Source organism: Mycobacterium sp. NGS59 (genome assembly GCF_059812345.1).
In genome coordinates this window covers 48,360-65,776 of sequence record NZ_JCALCN010000017.1, presented here as the reverse complement: position 1 = coordinate 65,776, position 17,417 = coordinate 48,360, and the positions used below count along the sequence as shown (strand labels likewise).

The following is a 17,417-nucleotide window of genomic DNA, read 5'->3' as shown; positions in this document are numbered from 1 at the left end:
CGCCACAACAACTAGACGTCGGACGAGTACCGGATTCCGCCGTCGGGAATCGAGACCCCCGGCCACACCCGCGCGCCGCGCAGCAGTTCGCAGCGCGCGCCGATGTCGGCACCGTCACCGATCACGCCGTCGCGAATCAGCGCCCGCGGACCGATGCGGGCGCCGAAGCCGAGGATCGAACGCTCGATCACACTGCCGGCCTCGACCTTGACGCCGTCGAAGACCACCGCGCCGTCCAGCCGCGCCCCCGGGCCGATCTCCGCACCCCGCCCGACGACGGTGCCGCCGATCAGCAGCGCGCCCGGCGCCACCGCGGCGCCGTCGTGCACCAACGACTCACCACGCTGCCCGTGCAGCGCCGGGGACGGCGCGATCCCGCGCACCAGGTCCGCCGAACCACGCACGAAGTCCTCCGGCGTGCCCATGTCGCGCCAATAGGTGGCGTCGACGTACCCGCACACCTTGACGTCGTCGGCCGAGAGCAGGGACGGGAACACCTCACGTTCCACCGAGACCTCCCGGCCCCGCGGAATCCGGTCGATCACGTCGCGCCCGAACACATAACAGCCGGCGTTGATCTGGTCGGTCGGCGGATCCTGCGTCTTCTCGAGAAAGGCGGTGACGCGGCCGTCGGAGTCCGTGGGCACGCAACCGAACGCGCGAGGGTCGCCCACCCGCACCAGATGCAACGTCACGTCGGCCTGATGCCCGTGATGGAACTCCAGCAGCTGGCCCAGGTCGGCACCGGACAGCACGTCGCCGTTGAACACCATCACGGTGTCGTGGCGCAACTTGCCGGCGACGTTGGCGATGCCACCGCCGGTGCCCAGCGCGTTCTCCTCGGTCACGTACTCGATCTGCAACCCCAGCTTGGAGCCGTCGCCGAACTCGGCCTCGAACACCTCGGCCCGATAGGAGGTACCCAGCACCACGTGCTCGATGCCCGCGGCCGCGATCCGCGACAGCAGATGGGTCAGGAACGGCAGCCCTGCCGTCGGCAACATCGGCTTGGGCGCCGACAACGTCAACGGTCGTAGCCGGGTCCCTTTGCCGCCGACCAGCACCACCGCGTCGACTTGATGGGTCGCCATCTCAACGCCGCCCTTCTGCCAGCTCCCGCCGCAACGACTTGCGCGACCGGCGCAGTGCGCTGCGCACCATCACGCGCGAACGCACCGCCAGCGACCCGCGCAGCGTCCAGCGCAGCGGAGCCCGCCACCATCCGGAATGCCGATCCGCCAAGAAGATATAGGTACTGCGGTGATGGGCGGCCAGATGGCTGGCCGGGTCACGGCCGGTGGAGTGACCCTTGTGGTGCAACACCTCGGCCGACGGCACGTACACCGACTGCCAGCCGGCCTTGCCGAGCCGGTCGCCGAGGTCGACGTCCTCCATGTACATGAAGTAGCGCTCGTCGAACCCGCCGACCTGTTCGAACGCCGCGCGCCGCACCAGCAGGCACGACCCCGACAGCCAGCCCACCGGCCGCTCACTGGGCTCCAGGTGCTCCTGGCGATAGGCCCGCGTCCACCTGTTGCGCGGATAGACCGGACCGAGCACCGCGTGCATACCGCCGCGGATCAGGCTGGGCAGGTGACGCGCCGAGGGGTAGACCGATCCGTCCGGGTCGCGGATCAGCGGACCGAACGCGCCGGCCCGCGGCCACCGGGTGGCGGCTTCCAGCAGCGCGTCGATGCTGCCGGGTCCCCATTGCACGTCGGGGTTGGCGACGATGACCCACTCGTCGACCCAGTTTTCGTCACGCTGAGCGAGCTTGGCGACGGTGCGGTTCACCGCGGTCCCGTAGCCGAGGTTGGACCCGGTGGGCAGCAACCGCACGTTGGGATAGCGCATGACGGCGGCCTGCGGGGTGCCGTCGGTGGAGCCGTTGTCGGCCAGCAGCACACTGACCGGACGCTCGGTGGCCAGCGACAACGACGCCAGGAACCGCTCCAGGTGCGGACCCGGGGAATAGGTCACCGCCACGACCGGCAGAACGTCAGTCACGCGTCGAGGGTAACGGTCGATCGGTCGAACCAAGGCCCGAAGCAGCTGTGATAGCCGCGACAAGCGCCGTGCGCCAGGGCCGTAACGGCATCAGTCCCGCCGCGGCCCACTCCCGGCTGGACAGCGCCGAGTAGGGCGGCCGCGGCGCGGGCCGGGGGAATTCGTCGGTGCCGCACGGATTGACCCGCTGCGGGTCGGCGCCGGACTCCTCGAACACCGCCCTGGCCTGCTCGAACCGGGAAACGATCCCCTCGTTGGCTATGTGCAGCAGCCGGCCGCTCACCTCGCTGTCGGCCAGTTCCAGCAATGCGCCGGCCAGGTCGGCCGCATAGGTCGGCGTGCCGACCTGGTCGTCGACCACCTTGATCGGGCCATCCCCGGCGGCCAGGCGCTGCATGACCGCGACGAAGTCGCTGCGTTGCACGCCGCCGGTGTAGACCCACGCGGTGCGCACCACGACGGCCTCCGGCAGCGCGGCGAACACGGCCTGTTCGCCGGCGAGCTTGCTGCGGGCGTAGACGCCTTGCGGTGCGGTCGGGTCGGCGGGCTCGTAGGGTCGCGGCTCGGCACCGTGAAAATCGCCGTCGAACACGTAGTCGGTGGAGACGTGGATCAGCCGGGCGCCGGTGCGCGCGCAGGCGCGGGCCAGATGTTCGGGTCCGGTCGCGTTGACGGCGTACGCGGTGGCTTCGTCGGTTTCGGCACCGTCGACGTTCGTGTACGCCGCGCAGTTGACGACGACATCGCCGGTCCGGATGATCTCGTCGGCCGCGGTGGGGTCGGTGATGTCCCATTCCGACGACGTCCTGGCCAGCACGTCGCGGCCGTCGCCGGTGGCATGCGCGGTCAACAGACTGCCCAGTTGCCCACCTGCCCCGGTGATCACCACCCTGCTCGCCACGGGATCGAGTCTGGCACGCCGGGTCCGGCTAACCGGAAAGCGGCTGTTGCGCAAGTAACCTACAGTGATGCCTGCGCAGAGTGTGGCTCGTGTGGTTCGTGTGATTTGCACGGCAATGGCCGTGATCGTCGTGCTCGGCACCGGGGTGGCCTGGAGCAACGTCCGATCCTTCGAGGACGGCATCTTTCACATGTCGTCGCCCGCGCTGGGCAGCGGGGCCGAAGACGGCGCGATCGACATCCTGCTGGTGGGTCTGGACAGCCGCACCGACGCACACGGCAACCCGCTCTCGGCCGAGGAACTGGCATCCTTGCGGGCCGGCGACGAGGAAGCCACCAACACCGACACCATCATCCTGATCCGGATCCCCAACAACGGGAAATCGGCCACCGCGATCTCGATCCCCCGCGACTCCTACGTCCAGGCGCCCAACCTGGGCAAGACCAAGATCAACGGCGTCTACGGCCAGACCCGCGAGACCAAGCGGGTCAGCCTGGTGCAGGCCGGCGCCTCGCCCACCGAAGCCGCGGCGGCCGGCACCCAGGCCGGGCGGGAGGCACTGATCAAGACCGTCGCCGACCTGACCGGCGTCACCGTCGACCACTACGCCGAGATCGGCCTGCTCGGCTTCGCGCTGATCGCCGACGCGCTCGGCGGCGTCGAGGTGTGCCTCAAAGAGCCTGTCTACGAACCCCTTTCGGGCGCCGACTTCCCGGCCGGCCGGCAACGGCTGGACGGCCCGCAAGCGCTCAGCTTCGTCCGGCAGCGCCACGAGCTGCCGCGCGGCGACCTGGACCGGGTGGTGCGCCAGCAGGCGGTGATGGCCTCGCTGGCCCACCGGGTGATCTCCGGCAAGACGCTGTCCAGCCCGGCCACGCTGAAGCGGCTGGAGGCCGCCGTCCAGCGTTCGGTGGTGCTTTCTTCGGGTTGGGACATCATGGATTTCGTGCGGCAACTGCAGAAGCTGGCCGGCGGCAACGTCGCGTTCGCCACCATCCCGGTCCTCGACGGCGCCGGGTGGAGCGACGACGGCATGCAGAGCGTGGTGCGGGTGGACGCACACCAGGTCCAGGACTGGGTCGCCGGCCTGCTGCACGAACAGGATCAGGGCAAGACCGAGGAGATCGCCTACACCCCCGCCAAGACCACCGCCCACGTCGTCAACGACACCGACATCAACGGGCTGGCATCGGCGGTGTCGGATGTGTTGAGCGCCAAGGGCTTTACCGCCGGCACCGTCGGCAACAACGAGGGCGGGCACGTCAAGGGCAGCCAGGTGCGGGCGGCCAAGACCGACGACCTGGGCGCCCAGGAGGTCGCCAAACTGCTGGGCGGGTTGCCCGTCGTCGCCGACTCGTCGCTACCGGCCGGATCGGTCCGGGTGGTGCTGGCCAACGACTACACCGGGCCGGGCTCGGGACTCGACGGCGCAACCGTCACTCAGCAGGCCCGCGTGTCCAACGCCGGATCCCCGAACTCCACCGTTCCGGCTCCGTCGCCGATCCTGACCGCGGGCTCGGAGAACCCCGAGTGCATCAACTGACGCTCAGCGCGGCGATCCTGGACCCGATGCTGCGCGCCGACCCGGTCGGCCCGCGCATCACCTACTACGACGATGCCAGCGGTGAGCGCATCGAGCTGTCCGCGGTGACGCTGGCCAACTGGGCCGCCAAGACGGCCAACCTGCTGCGCGACGAGATGGGCGCGGGGCCGCACTCCCGCGTGGCGGTGCTGTTGCCCGCACACTGGCAGACCGCGGCAGTGGTGTTCGGGGTGTGGTGGATCGGCGCCGAGGTGGCGTTGCAGGGACCGGCCGACCTCGCATTGTGCACGTCCGACCGGCTCGAGGAGGCCGACGAGGCGGCTTCCGGCGGTGAGGTAGCGGTGCTGTCGCTGGACCCGTTCGGCCAGCCCGCCCCCGGCCTGCCGATCGGCGTCACCGACTACGCGACCGCGGTGCGGGTGCACGGCGACCAGATCGTGCCCGAACCCGACCCCGGTCCGGCGCTGGCCGGGCAGTCGGCCGCCCAACTGCTGGCCGCATGCGCGCAATCGGCGGCGATGCAGGGCATCACCGCGACCGACCGGGTGCTGTCGACGGCGTCCTGGGAACGGCCCGAGCAGCTGGTGGACGGCCTGCTGGCGGTGCTGGCCGTGGGCGCGTCGCTGGTACAGGTGGCCAACCCCGACCCCGGTGCGCGGGACCGCCGCATCGAGACCGAAAAGGTCACCCGGGTCCTCTAGCCCTTTCGGCGAGGGTGCGCAGATGTGCCGCGACCCCCCGGTGCAACCGACATTTCGTGCACCCTCGACGGGCGGGGTGGACGGCATAGCGGCGGACCTACTGGCCGAACGAGATTTCCAGCAGGCTCTTCTTCTGCTCGGCGTATTCCTGTTCGCTCAACAGTCCAGCGGCGCGCTGCACGGCGATCTCGCGGATCGCGGCGGCGACGCCGGTCATGACGGTCCGCGGAGCGGGCAAGACCTCGACGTCCTCGGCCGGTGCATCCTCGGCGCTACCGGTGAGCCGCGCCGCGCTGCCATTCTTCTGACCGTCGGCGACAGCCGACGGGCCGGCCATCGCCTGCCCGGCCATCGCGCCGATTCCCATCGGGTTCAACGTGTTTGCCATGTCGAATCTTGCTGCCGCCGCTGCGGCGTTCGCGTTCGCCAGCGGTGTCATCAGTGCGGTCGGACGTACTTCGGCGGCGACCTGGGTCCAGCTCGGCGGTACCGTCAATCCCCCGACCATGTTCGCGCGCGCGAACGCCGCTGAAAGGGTCGGGGTGGGGAGACCGCCGGGGGGCGGGTTCGGAAGGGGCGCCAGGAACGGCTCCACTGGTGCCGGCCCGGTACCCGGATAGGGCTCCACCCCGTTCCAGCCGCTGAATGTCTCATCGTCATCGATACTCGAAATGGCGCTGAACGCGGCAAAAGGTAACTCCGCGAAGGAACCGAGCACCTCGGTAGGTAGGACCCCGAAAAGGGACATTGCTTCGGTTGGCCCAGTGAAAAGGAACGCGAGCAGGCTGAGGAGTTCTAACTGTTCGAACTGGGCCGGTACCGCCATCGCGGACAACGCCTGCGGCACAACCGATATGGAACCTGGCGCATTGCCGGCGGAGGTGCCGATTTGGCTGATCGCGGCGGCTTGGCCGGCCGTCGCGCCCGCGTCGGTGTTCTGGTGGGGAGGGGTGAACGGAGTCAGCACGACCGCGGCTGCCGACGACGCTGCATAGTTATACATCGCCAGGCTGTCCTGCACCCACATCTCCGCGTACAGCGCTTCGGTGGCCGCGATCGCCGGTGTGTTCTGTCCCAGAAAATTGGTCGCCACCAGCGCTGCCAGCAGGCTGCGGTTGGCGGCGATCTCCGGTGGCGGCACCGTGGCTGCGAACGCCGCCTCGTAGGCGGCGACCGCCGTCCATGCTTGAGCGGCGGTCTGCTCAGCCCGCTCAGCGGTGGTACTCAGCCAGTCCAGATACGACCCGGCCGCTGCGCTCATCGCCGCGGACGACGGACCCGACCAAGCCCCCTCGGTGAGTTCCGACACCGCCGACTGGTATCCGGAGATCGTCGTGTAGAGAGCGTCGGCCACGCTTTCCCAGGCCTGCGCAGCTGACAGCATCGGCCCCGGGCCCGGACCGGTATACATCCGACCGGAGTTGATCTCCGGCGGATAGATGCCGAAATCCACTGCTGCACATACCTCTTCTGGATGACCACCGGAGTCGCCCGACGGATGGTTCAGCGACCGAGCAGGCGGTTCTTCTGCTCGGTGTATTCCTCCTCGGTCAAGATCCCCTCGTCGCGGAGCTTGGTGAATTCGCGTAGCTCGGCCGCGACGCCGGTGACCACAGCCCGCGGCTTGTCGTTGGGGCCATCGCGGGTTTCGCCGATCGCCGCCTTGTCACCGGCGGCTCCAGCCGTCCCAGCGGTTCTGGCGCGAGCGGATCCGGCTGCGTTCTTGGCCTCCTTGCCGCCGCGCCGACCGGCGCCGACGGTTCCGGCCATGGCCCGTCCGGCCATGCCCGCAAGTGCCATCTGGGCCATCGTGCCGGCCGAAGCGCCTCCCGCCGCCGGTGCTGCGCTCACCGCCGATTCACTCAGCGAGGGCAGCGTATACGCGACAGGACGCACCGACGGGGTGGCAACGGTCCACGCCGGCGGTACCGACAACGCCCCGACGGCGTTCGCCTCACCCAGACCGGCCGACAGCCTCGGCGGCGGCACCGTGCCCGCCGGCAAGTTGAGCAGCGGCGCCGGGAACGGCTTCACTGGCGCCGGCTCAGTGCTCGGAAAGGGTTCCACGCCATTCCAGCCGCTGAGGATCTCGTCGGTGTGCAGACCCACCAGGGTGGCGTAGATGGCCACCCCGAAGTTCACTACCCCGAGCACACCGGCAGGCACGCCGATAGCAAGGGTAGCGGCGGCCGCCGATACGCCCAAGGTGATGGCGGACAGATCGGCCAGCACGCCCAGCAGGAGCAACGGGTCCTCCGCGGCCGCTGCCGGGCTCGCCGCAGCGCTCTGCAGCGCGCTGGGCACCGCGGAGAAGGCTCGCTGGGCGGCACCGTCCGCGATGGTGGCCTGGCCGGCGGCGGCTTGGTTGGCCACGCCGTCCGGGTTGGTGGTCGGCGGGGGTGGGTTGAACGGCGTCAGCTCGGTCGCCGAGGCCGACGAGCCTGCATAGCCGTACATCGCCGCCGCGTCCTGGGCCCACATCTCCCCATACTGTGCTTCGGTGGCCGCGATCGCCTGGGTGTTCAACCCGAACACATTGGTCGCGATCAGGGTCATCAGCTGACTGCGGTTGGCCGCCACCATCGGCGGCGGAACCGTCGCCGAGAACGCGGCCTGGTAGGCAGCTGCCGCGGCCTTGGCCTGAGCGGAGGTTTCTTCGGCCTGTGCAGCGGTGACGCGCAACCACGCCGCATACGACGCGGCCGCAGCGCTCATCGACGCCGACGACGGCCCCAACCAGGGACCGGCGGTCAATCCCGACACCACAGTGCGGTACGAATCCGCCGCCGAGTTCAGTCCGGCGGCGAGCGCAGCCCACGCCTCGGCCGCGGCCAACAACGGTCCCGATCCGGCACCGGCAAACATCCGAGCCGAGTTGACCTCCGGGGGATAACTCCCGAAATCCATGACTCGCCCCTCCTCGAGACACGTGGCCGCGGTGAACCCATCGCGCCGCTCGTGCTGCGGGATCCGGGACGACGGAATCACCGAACAGCCACTGTACAGCGACCGCGCACCGCGTGCCGCCAGCGAGGTCAGGCCGTATATCCCGCGCATCTACCTCCGCAGACGACCCCTGTATGGCGCCGCGAGGGTGCTCAAATGTACGGCGACACGCGGCCGGAACTGGCATTTTGTGGACCTTCGACGGGCGGGTTGCCAGGGCCCGGCAAATACATGTTGATATCGCAATATTTGGATGTTAACGTCGGGAAAACCCACAGAAAGGCGCGATGATGGCGGTGCAAGTGCTCTTGGCGAAGGCGGCATCGACGGTGGTCACCGGCGTGGTCGGAGTGACCGCGTATGAGCTGCTGAAGAAGGCCGTCGCCAAGGCGCCGTTGCATGAGGGCGCGGTCAAGGGCGCCGAACTGGGTCTGCGCGGCACCCGCAAGGCCGAGGAAGCCGCCGAGTCCGCCCGCCTCAAGATCGCCGACGTGATGGCCGAGGCCCGCGAGCGCATCGGCGAGGAGGCGCCCACCCCGGCGGTCGGAGACGTCCACGACCACGATCACTGATCGTGACCCTCGCTCTCGTCGAACCCGCCGACCCCACCCTGCCCGTCGTCTCCGACGCGGCCGGACGCATGCGGGTCCGGGTCGCCTGGGTGCGCTGCGACTCGCGGCGCGCCGTCGCCGTGGAGGAGGCCGTCGCCAAGTGCGACGGTGTGCGCGTCGTGCACGCCTACCCGCGCACCGGTTCGGTGGTCGTCTGGTACTCCCCGAGGCGCTGTGACCGCACGGCCGTGCTGGCCGCGATCAGCCAAGCCGCCGCAGTGGCCCCCAATCTGATCCCCGCGCGCCGACCCCACTCCGAGGAGATACGCAACAGCGACGTGGTGCGGATGGTCATCGGCGGTGCGGCACTGGCGTTACTCGGCATCCGCCGTTACGTGTTCGCGCGCCCTCCGCTACTCGGCCCGAGCGGCCGGCTGGTCGCCACCGGCGTCACCATCTTCACCGGCTATCCGTTCCTGCGCGGGGCGGTCCGCTCGCTGCGCTCGGGCAAGGCCGGCACCGACGCGCTGGTCTCGGCGGCGACCGTGGCCAGCCTCATCCTGCGCGAGAACGTCGTCGCGCTGACCGTGCTGTGGCTGCTCAACATCGGCGAATACCTGCAGGACCTGACGCTGCGCCGGACCCGCCGCGCCATCTCGGAGCTGCTGCGCGGCAACCAGGACACGGCCTGGATCCGGCTGGCCGACGGCAGCGAGGTCCAGGTTCCGATCGACAGCGTCGAAATCGGCGACGAGGTGATCGTCCACGACCACGTCGCCATACCGGTCGACGGCGAGGTGACGGCGGGCGAAGCCGTGGTCAACCAGTCCGCGATCACCGGGGAGAACCTGCCGGTGTCGGTCACCACCGGAGCCCACGTGCACGCCGGCTCGGTGGTGGTGCGCGGCCGGTTGGTGGTGCGCGCGCAAGCGGTGGGCAACCAGACCACGATCGGCCGCATCATCACCCGCGTCGAGGAGGCGCAACACGACCGCGCCCCGATCCAGACGGTCGGCGAGAACTTCTCCCGCCGATTCGTGCCCACCTCGTTCGTCGTTTCGGCGCTGACCCTGCTGGTCACCGGTGACGTGCGGCGCGCGATGACGATGCTGCTGATCGCCTGCCCGTGCGCGGTCGGTCTGTCCACCCCGACGGCCATCAGCGCCGCGATCGGCAACGGCGCGCGCCGCGGCATCCTGATCAAGGGCGGGTCGCACCTCGAACAGGCCGGCCGGGTCGACGCGATCGTCTTCGACAAGACCGGCACGCTCACCGTCGGGCGACCCGTCGTCACCAATATCGTTTCGCTGCACAAGGATTGGGAGCCCGAGCAGGTGCTGGCCTATGCCGCCAGCTCGGAGATCCACTCCCGGCACCCGTTGGCCGAAGCCGTCATCCGCTCCACCGAGGAACGCCACATCAGCATTCCCCCGCACGAGGAGTGCGAGGTGCTGGTCGGCCTGGGCATGCGGACCTGGGCCGACGGCCGCACCCTGCTGCTGGGCAGTCCGGGTCTGTTGCGTGCCGAGAAGGTCCGGGTGTCCAAGAAGGCACAGGAGTGGGTGGACAAGTTGCGCGGCGAGGCCGAGACGCCGCTGCTGCTGGCCGTGGACGGCAAGCTGGTGGGGTTGATCAGCCTGCGCGACGAGGTCCGGCCCGAGGCGACCGAAGTGTTGAACAGGTTGCGCGCCAACGGGATTCGCCGCATCGTGATGCTCACCGGGGACCACCCCGACATCGCGCGGGTGGTCGCCGACGAGCTGGGCATCGACGAGTGGCGCGCCGAGGTGATGCCCGAGGACAAGCTCGAAGTGGTGCGCGGACTGCAGGCCGAGGGCTACGTGGTCGGGATGGTCGGCGACGGCATCAACGACGCGCCCGCGCTGGCGGCCGCGGACATCGGCATCGCGATGGGTCTGGCCGGAACCGACGTCGCGGTGGAGACCGCCGACGTGGCGCTGGCCAACGACAACCTGCACCGCCTGCTCGACGTGCGCGACCTGGGCGCGCGCGCTGTGGACGTGATCCAGCAGAACTACGGCATGTCCATCGCCGTCAACGCCGCCGGGCTGCTGATCGGAGCGGGTGGCGCGCTGTCACCGGTGCTGGCCGCGATCCTGCACAACGCGTCGTCGGTGGCTGTGGTGGCCAACAGCTCCCGGCTGATCCGCTATCGCCTGGAGTAGTGGCGAGCAGACGCAAAAGCACCAATTTCGGGACGAAATTGGGCGCTTTTGCGTCTGCTCGCCCAGCTAACAGCAGTCCTCGCCGCGCCAGGCCCGCACGCCCTGCCACGCGGCGATGCCCGCGACCGCGAGCCCGATCACCGGGTCGATCCACCAACCGCCCGGCCAGGCCGCGGTGACAGCCAGACCGACCAACACCCCGGCGGCCTGGACCGCACACAGGTAATTCTGGGTGCCCTCCCCCGTGGTGGCCCCGGAATGCAGACGTGCCCCCAGGCGGTGGTTGGCCCAGCCCAGCGCCGGCATCAGTACCAGTGCCAACGCGGTCAATCCGATCCCGATCACCGAGGTCTCGGCGTGCTCACGGATCAGCAGATGGCGGATGGATTCGGCGGCGACGTAGGGCGCCACCAGCCAGAACGACAGCGCGACACCGCGCTGCGCACGCCGTTCGGCGGTCGCGGACAGCGTGCGGTCGCCACTGAACCGCCAGACCACCATCGCGCTGGCCAGGCCCTCGGACCCGCCGCCCAGCGCCCATCCGGTCAGCGCGACCGACCCGACGGCCAACCCCTGCCACAACCCCACGCCGCCCTCGATGAGCAGCACCGCCAGGCTGACCCAGGCCAGTCGGCGGGCCCATTGCGCGTTGCGCTGCCAATCGGCGCCGCGGATCTCCGGCCGCGTCCGCGCATGGTCACTGACGTCATGATCGTGCGCCCCGGTCGCCATCTCCATCCCATGATGCTAACGGCGGTGCAGATCTGCCCAGGGACCTCGTTACTGTGTCTAACCAATAGCTCGCGGCGGAAGAAAGACCACGAATGGCGCGCACCGCCGTATTGCACCAGGAAGGCCGATAGATGCCGAACAACGCCCCCGCCAAACCGCTGGACGGATTTCGGGTCCTCGATTTCACCCAGAACGTCGCCGGGCCGTTGGCCGGACAGGTGCTGGCCGACCTGGGCGCCGAGGTGGTCAAGATCGAGGCACCCGGCGGCGAGCAGTCCCGGCGGCTGACCTCGGTGCTGCCCGGACGCCCGCCGCTGCCCACCTACTTCCTGCCCAACAACCGCGGCAAGAAGTCGGTGACCGTCGATCTCACCGACGACGCGGCCAAACAGCAGATACTGCGGCTGGCCGACACCGCCGACGTGGTGCTCGAAGGTTTCCGGCCCGGGGTGATGGAGCGACTCGGTCTCGGTCCCGACCAACTGCGGGCGCGCAACCCGAAACTGATCTACGCCAGGCTGAGCGCCTACGGCGGCCGCGGACCGCACGGTTTGCGTCCCGGTGTCGACCTGATGGTCGCCGCCGAGGCCGGCATGAGCACCGGCATGCCGACACCCAGCGGGAAACCGCAGATCATCCCGTTCCAACTGGTCGACAACGCCAGCGGCCACGTGCTGGCGCAAGCGGTGCTGGCCGCCCTGCTCAACCGGGAACGGCACGGGGTCGGCGATCTGGTCGAAGTCGCGATGTACGACGTCGCGGTCGGACTGCAGGCCAACCAGCTGACCATCCACCTGAACAAGACCGGCGCGCCACCGCCGGCCCCGAAATCCGACGCTCCGGTCAAGAAGCGCAAGGGCGTCGGATTTGCCACCCAGCCGTCGGACGCTTTTCGGGCCTCGGACGGCTATCTGGTCATCAGCGCCTACGTGCCCAAGCACTGGACGAAGCTGTGCCAGATCATCGGCCGGCCCGAACTGATCGACGACGAGCGGTTCGCCGAGCAGCGCTTGCGGGCGATCAACTACCCCGAGCTGACCGACGAACTCGAGTCGGCGCTGGCGGCGAAGACCGCTGCCGAATGGGTCGAGCTGCTGCAAGAGGGCGGCTTGATGGCCTGCCTCGCCTACAGCTGGAAACAGGTGGTCGACACCCCGCTGTTCGCCGAGAACGACCTCGCGCTCGTCGTCGGGGAAGGCGACGAAGCGGTGACGGTCATCCGCACCCCCGCGCGTTTCGCCGCCTTCGACGCCCGGGTGACCGATCCGCCGCCGGCCGCCGGGCAACACAACGCGCTTTACCTCACCGAAAGCTCCTAACGAGGTCGGCCAGTACATGGCCTTTCTTTGAATTGCGAATGAATCGGCCGGGCCGCAAGGGATTCACCGGAGGCTACGGGGAGGATTTGGTCATCCGGCCGTAGTGGGATTCACATGTTTGCTGGACTCAGATAGGACGTCTCCCGCTGGTCCGACGCTCGGTGGACACGCAACTGGCAGATCCCGTTCACCCAGATCCGGCAGGGTGGTCCTGCCCGCAGTCGACGACGGCCGCGACGTGTTGGCGACCGGTTTCGAGGAGTCTTATGGGCAGCACCGCTGAGGGTTCCGTCAAAGCGCCGGAGCACCGAACGATCCTGACGAATCTGCGGCATGACCTTCCGGCGTCGCTGGTGGTCTTCCTGGTGGCACTGCCGCTGTCGCTGGGGATCGCGATCGCCTCGGGCGCGCCGCTGGCCGCGGGCCTGATCGCCGCGGTCGTCGGCGGCATCGTCGCCGGCTCGCTCGGCGGCTCGGCGGTTCAGGTGAGCGGGCCCGCCGCGGGCCTGACCGTGGTGGTCGCCGAGCTGATCGAGGAGCTCGGCTTCGAGATGCTGTGCCTGATGACCGTCGGGGCGGGAGCGCTGCAGATTCTGTTCGGCGTCAGCCGCATGGCCCGCGCCGCGCTGGCCATCGCCCCGGTGGTGGTGCACGCCATGCTGGCGGGCATCGGCATCACGATCGTGCTGCAGCAGTTCCACGTCCTGGTCGGCGACCATTCGCGCAGCTCGGCATGGCAGAACCTGACGGCGATCCCCGGCGGCGTCCTGAATCACGAACTGCCCGAGGTGATCGTCGGTTGCACCGTGATCGCCATCCTGTTGCTGTGGTCGAAACTGCCACCCAAGCTGCGGATGATCCCCGGTGCCCTGGTGGCCATCATCGTGGCGACGGCGCTGGCCCATGTGTTCGACATGGCCGTCGAAACCATCAATCTGAAGGGCGGCTTCTTCGACGCCGTCGGCTTCCCCAAGCTCCCCGACCACGCCCCGCACGACCAGCCGTGGAGCGCGAAGATCAGCACCATCGGCTTCGGTGTGCTGACCATCGCGCTGATCGCCAGCGTCGAGTCGCTGCTGTGCGCCGTTGGCGTCGACAAGCTGCACAACGGCCCGCGCACCAACTTCAACCGGGAGATGATCGGACAGGGCAGCGCGAACATGCTCTCCGGTGCGCTCAGTGGGCTGCCCGTCACCGGCGTCATCGTGCGCAGTTCGGCCAACGTGGCCGCCGGCGCTCGCACCCGGATGTCGGCGATCCTGCACGGGGTCTGGGTGTTGCTGTTCGCCTCGCTGTTCACCAACCTGGTGGAACTCATCCCGAAAGCGGCGCTGGCCGGCCTGCTGATCGTGATCGGTCTGCAGCTGGTCAAGCTGGCCCACGTTCAATTGGCTTGGCGCACCGGCAACGCCGCGATCTACAGCATCACCATCGTCTGCGTCGTGTTCCTGAACCTGCTCGAAGGTGTGGCGATCGGGCTGGCCGTCGCGATCGGCTTCCTGCTGGTGCGCGTGGTACGGGCACCCATCGAGGCCAAACCGGTGGGTGAGGAGACCAAGCAGTGGCGCGTCGACATCGACGGCACGCTGAGCTTCCTGTTGATGCCGCGCCTGACCGGGGTGCTGTCGACCTTGCCGCAGGGCTCCGACGTCACCCTCAACCTCAACGCCGACTACATCGACCATTCCATCTCCGAAGCCATCTCGGACTGGAAGGTCAGTCACGAAGCCAGCGGCGGCTCGGTCGTCATCAACGAGATATCCCCGGCCAATCTGTCCACCGCGCAACACAAACCGCCCACACGGCACTTCACCTCCCGCTCGCTGCGCGAGGCGCCCTGGCCGTCGCGGCGGGACCAGAACGGCGACCGGACCGATACTTCGATCCTCGACGGCGTCGAGCACTATCACCGGCACGGGGTGAACAACCTGCACCACCACGTGCCCGAACTGATCGATTCACAGAACCCGGACACGCTGTTCCTCACCTGCGCGGATTCCCGGATCCTGCCGGACACCATCACCGCCAGCCGGCCCGGTGATCTCTACATCGTCCGCAACGTCGGCAACCTGGTGCCCACCGATCCCGCCGAGCACTCGGTGGACGCCGCACTGGACTTCGCGGTCAACCAGTTAGGCGTGACTTCGGTGGTGGTGTGCGGACATTCGGCCTGCCGCGCGATGCAGGCACTGTTGGACGACGACACCGACGACACGAGCAGCCCCATCAACAAGTGGCTGGGGCATGCCCGGGAAAGCCTGGCGGCCTACCGGGACAACCATGCGGCGCGAGAAAGCAGCGCCCGCAACGGCTTCCGTTTCAGCGAGGTCGACCAACTGGCCATCGTGAACGTCGCGCTGCAGGTCGACCGGCTCAGCCGCCACCCGCTGTTGGCGTCCGCGTTGGCATCGGACGCCATTCAGGTGGTCGGCATCTTCTTCGACTTCGCCACCGTGCACGTGCATGTGGTGGACCGGAACGGGATCGTGCACACCGCCGAACCCGCCGAAGCCCGTTAGCTCTGCGGCAGCCGCACGACCTGAAGGAAGAACTCGTCGATCTGCCGGACGGCGTTCATGAACTGGTCCAGGTCCACCGGCTTGGTCACGTAGGCGTTGGCGTGCAGCTTGTAGCTGCGCAGGATGTCCTCCTCCGCCGACGACGTGGTCAGCACCACGACCGGGATCCCGCACAGCTCCGGGTCGGACTTGATCTTCTGCAGTAGTTGGCGCCCGTCGTATTTCGGCAGATTCAGGTCCAGCAGGATCAGGTCGGGTCGGGGCGCGTGCTCGTAGGCGCCGCGCTTGTAGAGGTAGTTCAGACCCTCTTCGCCGTCGTGCGCGACGTGCAACCGGTTCTTGAGCTTGTTGTGCTCGAAGGCTTCTCGGGTGATGAGCTCGTCGCCCGGGTCGTCTTCGACCAGCAGGATGTCGATCGCCCGACCGGATGGTGTCATTCGTGTGCTCCTTCTACAGTGACCAAGCCTTTTGCGATTTCCTTCGCGCCTCCGCCGGCCCCCCCGATGGGTTCAGCGTTGGACTCCGGGACCGGAAGGGTGAACTCGAACCGTGTCCCGTCGGTGTACGAGGTGTCGACCCACACGGTGCCCCCGTGGTGCTCGACGATCTTCTTGCATAGCGCGAGACCCAGACCTGTTCCACCATAGGCGTCGCGACCATGCAGCCGCTGGAAGATGATGAAGACCTTGTCGACGAACTCCGGCTGGATGCCGATGCCGTTGTCGGCCACGCTGAGCAACCAGTAGCCCTCGCGCTTACCGGTGCCCGGCTGGCAGTCGATGACGACCCGGGGCGCGCGGTCCTCCCGCCGGAATTTCACCGCATTGCCGATCAAGTTCTGCCACAACATGGTCAGCAAGGTCGGGTCTCCGCAGACCTGCGGCATGCGCGGGTTGCGCCGGACGATCTCGGCCCCGGACTCCTCGATCGCGACGGCCAGATTGGCCACCGCCGAATCCAGCGCGGTGTCAAGTTCCACCTCGGTGTACTTGGTGTTCAGCCGGCCCACCCGGGAAAAGCTCAACAGGTCGTTGATCAGCACCTGCATGCGCTTGGCGCCGTCCACCGCGAACCCGATGTACTCCACACCGCGGGCGTCGAGCTTGTCGGCGTAGCGCCGCTCGAGCAACTGACAGAACGAGGCCACCTTGCGCAGCGGCTCCTGCAGGTCGTGCGAGGCGACGTAGGCGAACTGCTCGAGCTCGGCGTTCGAACGCCGCAGCTCGGCGGCCTGCTCGTCCAGTTGTGCTTGCGTTTCCTGGGATTCGACCAGCGCCTGCACGATTACCTGGCGCATGTTCTCCACGTCGGCTGCCATCCCCCGGATGTCCGCGGGCCGGCGCGGCAGTGCGATGCGGTCGTCGAAATGACCGTCGGCGATTGCCCGGCAAGACCCGGCCAGGTTGTCCAACGGACGGGTGACCGCGCGCTGGATCAGCAAACCGAGCAGTGCGGCGGTGGCGATGAAGATCAGCACCATGCCGCCCAGCACCCTGTCGCGCCAGTCGTTCATGCGCTCGAGTCGCGCGGCACCGATGTCACGGGCCGCGCTCAGGTGTGCATTCTGCGTGTCGAAAAGTCCGCGCAGATAGTCGAAGTCGGCTTTGCCCAGCGCCGCCGTGGCATTCGGCACCACCATCGGGGAGTTCGGAGTCACGCGCGCAATCAGCGGCTCGGCGTAGTCTCTGCGCCAGTTGGCGGCGGCCGTCTCGATCGCGTCCAGGTCAGCCAACAGATCGGCGTGCCGGGCCAACCGAGACCGGATGTCCTGCGACGCAGCCTGTTCGGCGCGGACGCCGTCGTAGTAGGGCGTCAGGAACTGCGTATCGGCGGAGATCAGGTAGCCGCGCAGCCCCGTCTCCTGATCGCGCAACGCCGCTTGCAATTGCGATGCCGAAACACGCGAGGGCTGGACGTCGTCGCGCAGCGACCGCGACACCTCGTCGGTGCGGTCCAGCAGCAACGCGCCCACCACGGAGCCCAGCAGCACCAACAGCCCCATCGCGGACAGC

General features: G+C 68.6%; 14 protein-coding genes. 6 read left to right on the top strand and 8 right to left on the bottom strand.

The window, feature by feature from the left end; all coding sequences use genetic code 11:
• Nucleotides 1-11: 11 nt before the first annotated feature.
• Genes manB through rfbD form a run of 3 tightly spaced genes read right to left on the bottom strand, consistent with a single transcriptional unit; the run spans nt 12 to nt 2,908 of the window.
• Complete coding sequence (gene manB / locus AC5Y46_RS18255; RefSeq protein ID WP_499941741.1) at nt 12-1,091, bottom strand: mannose-1-phosphate guanylyltransferase; 1,080 nt, start codon at nt 1,089-1,091, stop codon at nt 12-14.
• 1 nt (nt 1,092) lies between these two features.
• A complete protein-coding gene (locus AC5Y46_RS18250) occupies nt 1,093-2,007 on the bottom strand; it encodes a glycosyltransferase family 2 protein (RefSeq protein WP_499941739.1) in 915 nt (304 codons plus the stop codon).
• Entirely contained in the window at nt 2,000-2,908 is a 909-nt protein-coding gene (rfbD, locus tag AC5Y46_RS18245) for a dTDP-4-dehydrorhamnose reductase (protein WP_499941737.1), read from the bottom strand. The genes AC5Y46_RS18250 and rfbD overlap by 8 nt, the downstream gene beginning before the upstream one ends.
• 64 nt (nt 2,909-2,972) lie before the next feature.
• Between rfbD and AC5Y46_RS18240 the strand changes: the two genes are divergently transcribed.
• Nucleotides 2,973-4,451 (top strand): LCP family protein, encoded by a 1,479-nt coding sequence (locus AC5Y46_RS18240; RefSeq protein ID WP_499941735.1) that lies wholly within the window; start codon nt 2,973-2,975, stop codon nt 4,449-4,451.
• Nucleotides 4,439-5,152, top strand: a complete 714-nt coding sequence (locus AC5Y46_RS18235; protein WP_499941734.1) for a TIGR03089 family protein — start codon at nt 4,439-4,441, stop codon at nt 5,150-5,152. Before AC5Y46_RS18240 ends, AC5Y46_RS18235 begins: the two co-directional genes overlap by 13 nt.
• 97 nt (nt 5,153-5,249) lie before the next feature.
• Here AC5Y46_RS18235 and AC5Y46_RS18230 read toward each other — a convergent pair whose 3' ends face one another.
• Nucleotides 5,250-6,605 carry a PPE family protein gene (locus tag AC5Y46_RS18230; RefSeq protein WP_499941732.1) on the bottom strand — a complete coding sequence of 452 codons (1,356 nt, stop codon included), beginning with the start codon at nt 6,603-6,605 and terminating at the stop codon, nt 5,250-5,252.
• A 50-nt stretch (nt 6,606-6,655) separates the two neighbouring features.
• Entirely contained in the window at nt 6,656-8,059 is a 1,404-nt protein-coding gene (locus tag AC5Y46_RS18225) for a PPE family protein, SVP subgroup (protein ID WP_499941910.1), read from the bottom strand.
• Nucleotides 8,060-8,388: 329 nt separating this feature from the next.
• Between AC5Y46_RS18225 and AC5Y46_RS18220 the strand changes: the two genes are divergently transcribed.
• Together AC5Y46_RS18220 and ctpC are read left to right on the top strand one after the other, a co-directional pair.
• Nucleotides 8,389-8,670 carry a DUF1490 family protein gene (locus AC5Y46_RS18220; RefSeq protein ID WP_499941731.1) on the top strand — a complete coding sequence of 94 codons (282 nt, stop codon included), beginning with the start codon at nt 8,389-8,391 and terminating at the stop codon, nt 8,668-8,670.
• 68 nt (nt 8,671-8,738) lie between these two features.
• Nucleotides 8,739-10,835, top strand: a complete 2,097-nt coding sequence (gene ctpC / locus AC5Y46_RS18215) for a manganese-exporting P-type ATPase CtpC (RefSeq protein ID WP_499941908.1) — start codon at nt 8,739-8,741, stop codon at nt 10,833-10,835.
• Between the two features lie 66 nt (nt 10,836-10,901).
• Here ctpC and AC5Y46_RS18210 read toward each other — a convergent pair whose 3' ends face one another.
• Nucleotides 10,902-11,567 (bottom strand): cation efflux transmembrane domain-containing protein, encoded by a 666-nt coding sequence (locus AC5Y46_RS18210; protein WP_499941906.1) that lies wholly within the window; start codon nt 11,565-11,567, stop codon nt 10,902-10,904.
• A gap of 131 nt (nt 11,568-11,698) precedes the next feature.
• Between AC5Y46_RS18210 and AC5Y46_RS18205 the strand changes: the two genes are divergently transcribed.
• Together AC5Y46_RS18205 and AC5Y46_RS18200 are read left to right on the top strand one after the other, a co-directional pair.
• Nucleotides 11,699-12,886 carry a CoA transferase gene (locus AC5Y46_RS18205; protein WP_499941729.1) on the top strand — a complete coding sequence of 396 codons (1,188 nt, stop codon included), beginning with the start codon at nt 11,699-11,701 and terminating at the stop codon, nt 12,884-12,886.
• Between the two features lie 266 nt (nt 12,887-13,152).
• Nucleotides 13,153-15,405 carry a SulP family inorganic anion transporter gene (locus tag AC5Y46_RS18200; protein ID WP_499941728.1) on the top strand — a complete coding sequence of 751 codons (2,253 nt, stop codon included), beginning with the start codon at nt 13,153-13,155 and terminating at the stop codon, nt 15,403-15,405.
• On the opposite strand, the gene AC5Y46_RS18195 is transcribed toward AC5Y46_RS18200, so the two are convergent.
• Both AC5Y46_RS18195 and AC5Y46_RS18190 read right to left on the bottom strand, forming a co-directional pair.
• Nucleotides 15,402-15,842 (bottom strand): response regulator, encoded by a 441-nt coding sequence (locus AC5Y46_RS18195; protein WP_499941726.1) that lies wholly within the window; start codon nt 15,840-15,842, stop codon nt 15,402-15,404. The genes AC5Y46_RS18200 and AC5Y46_RS18195 overlap by 4 nt on opposite strands.
• Entirely contained in the window at nt 15,839-17,407 is a 1,569-nt protein-coding gene (locus AC5Y46_RS18190) for a sensor histidine kinase (RefSeq protein ID WP_499941905.1), read from the bottom strand. Before AC5Y46_RS18190 ends, AC5Y46_RS18195 begins: the two co-directional genes overlap by 4 nt.
• Between the last annotated feature and the right edge of the window lie 10 nt (nt 17,408-17,417).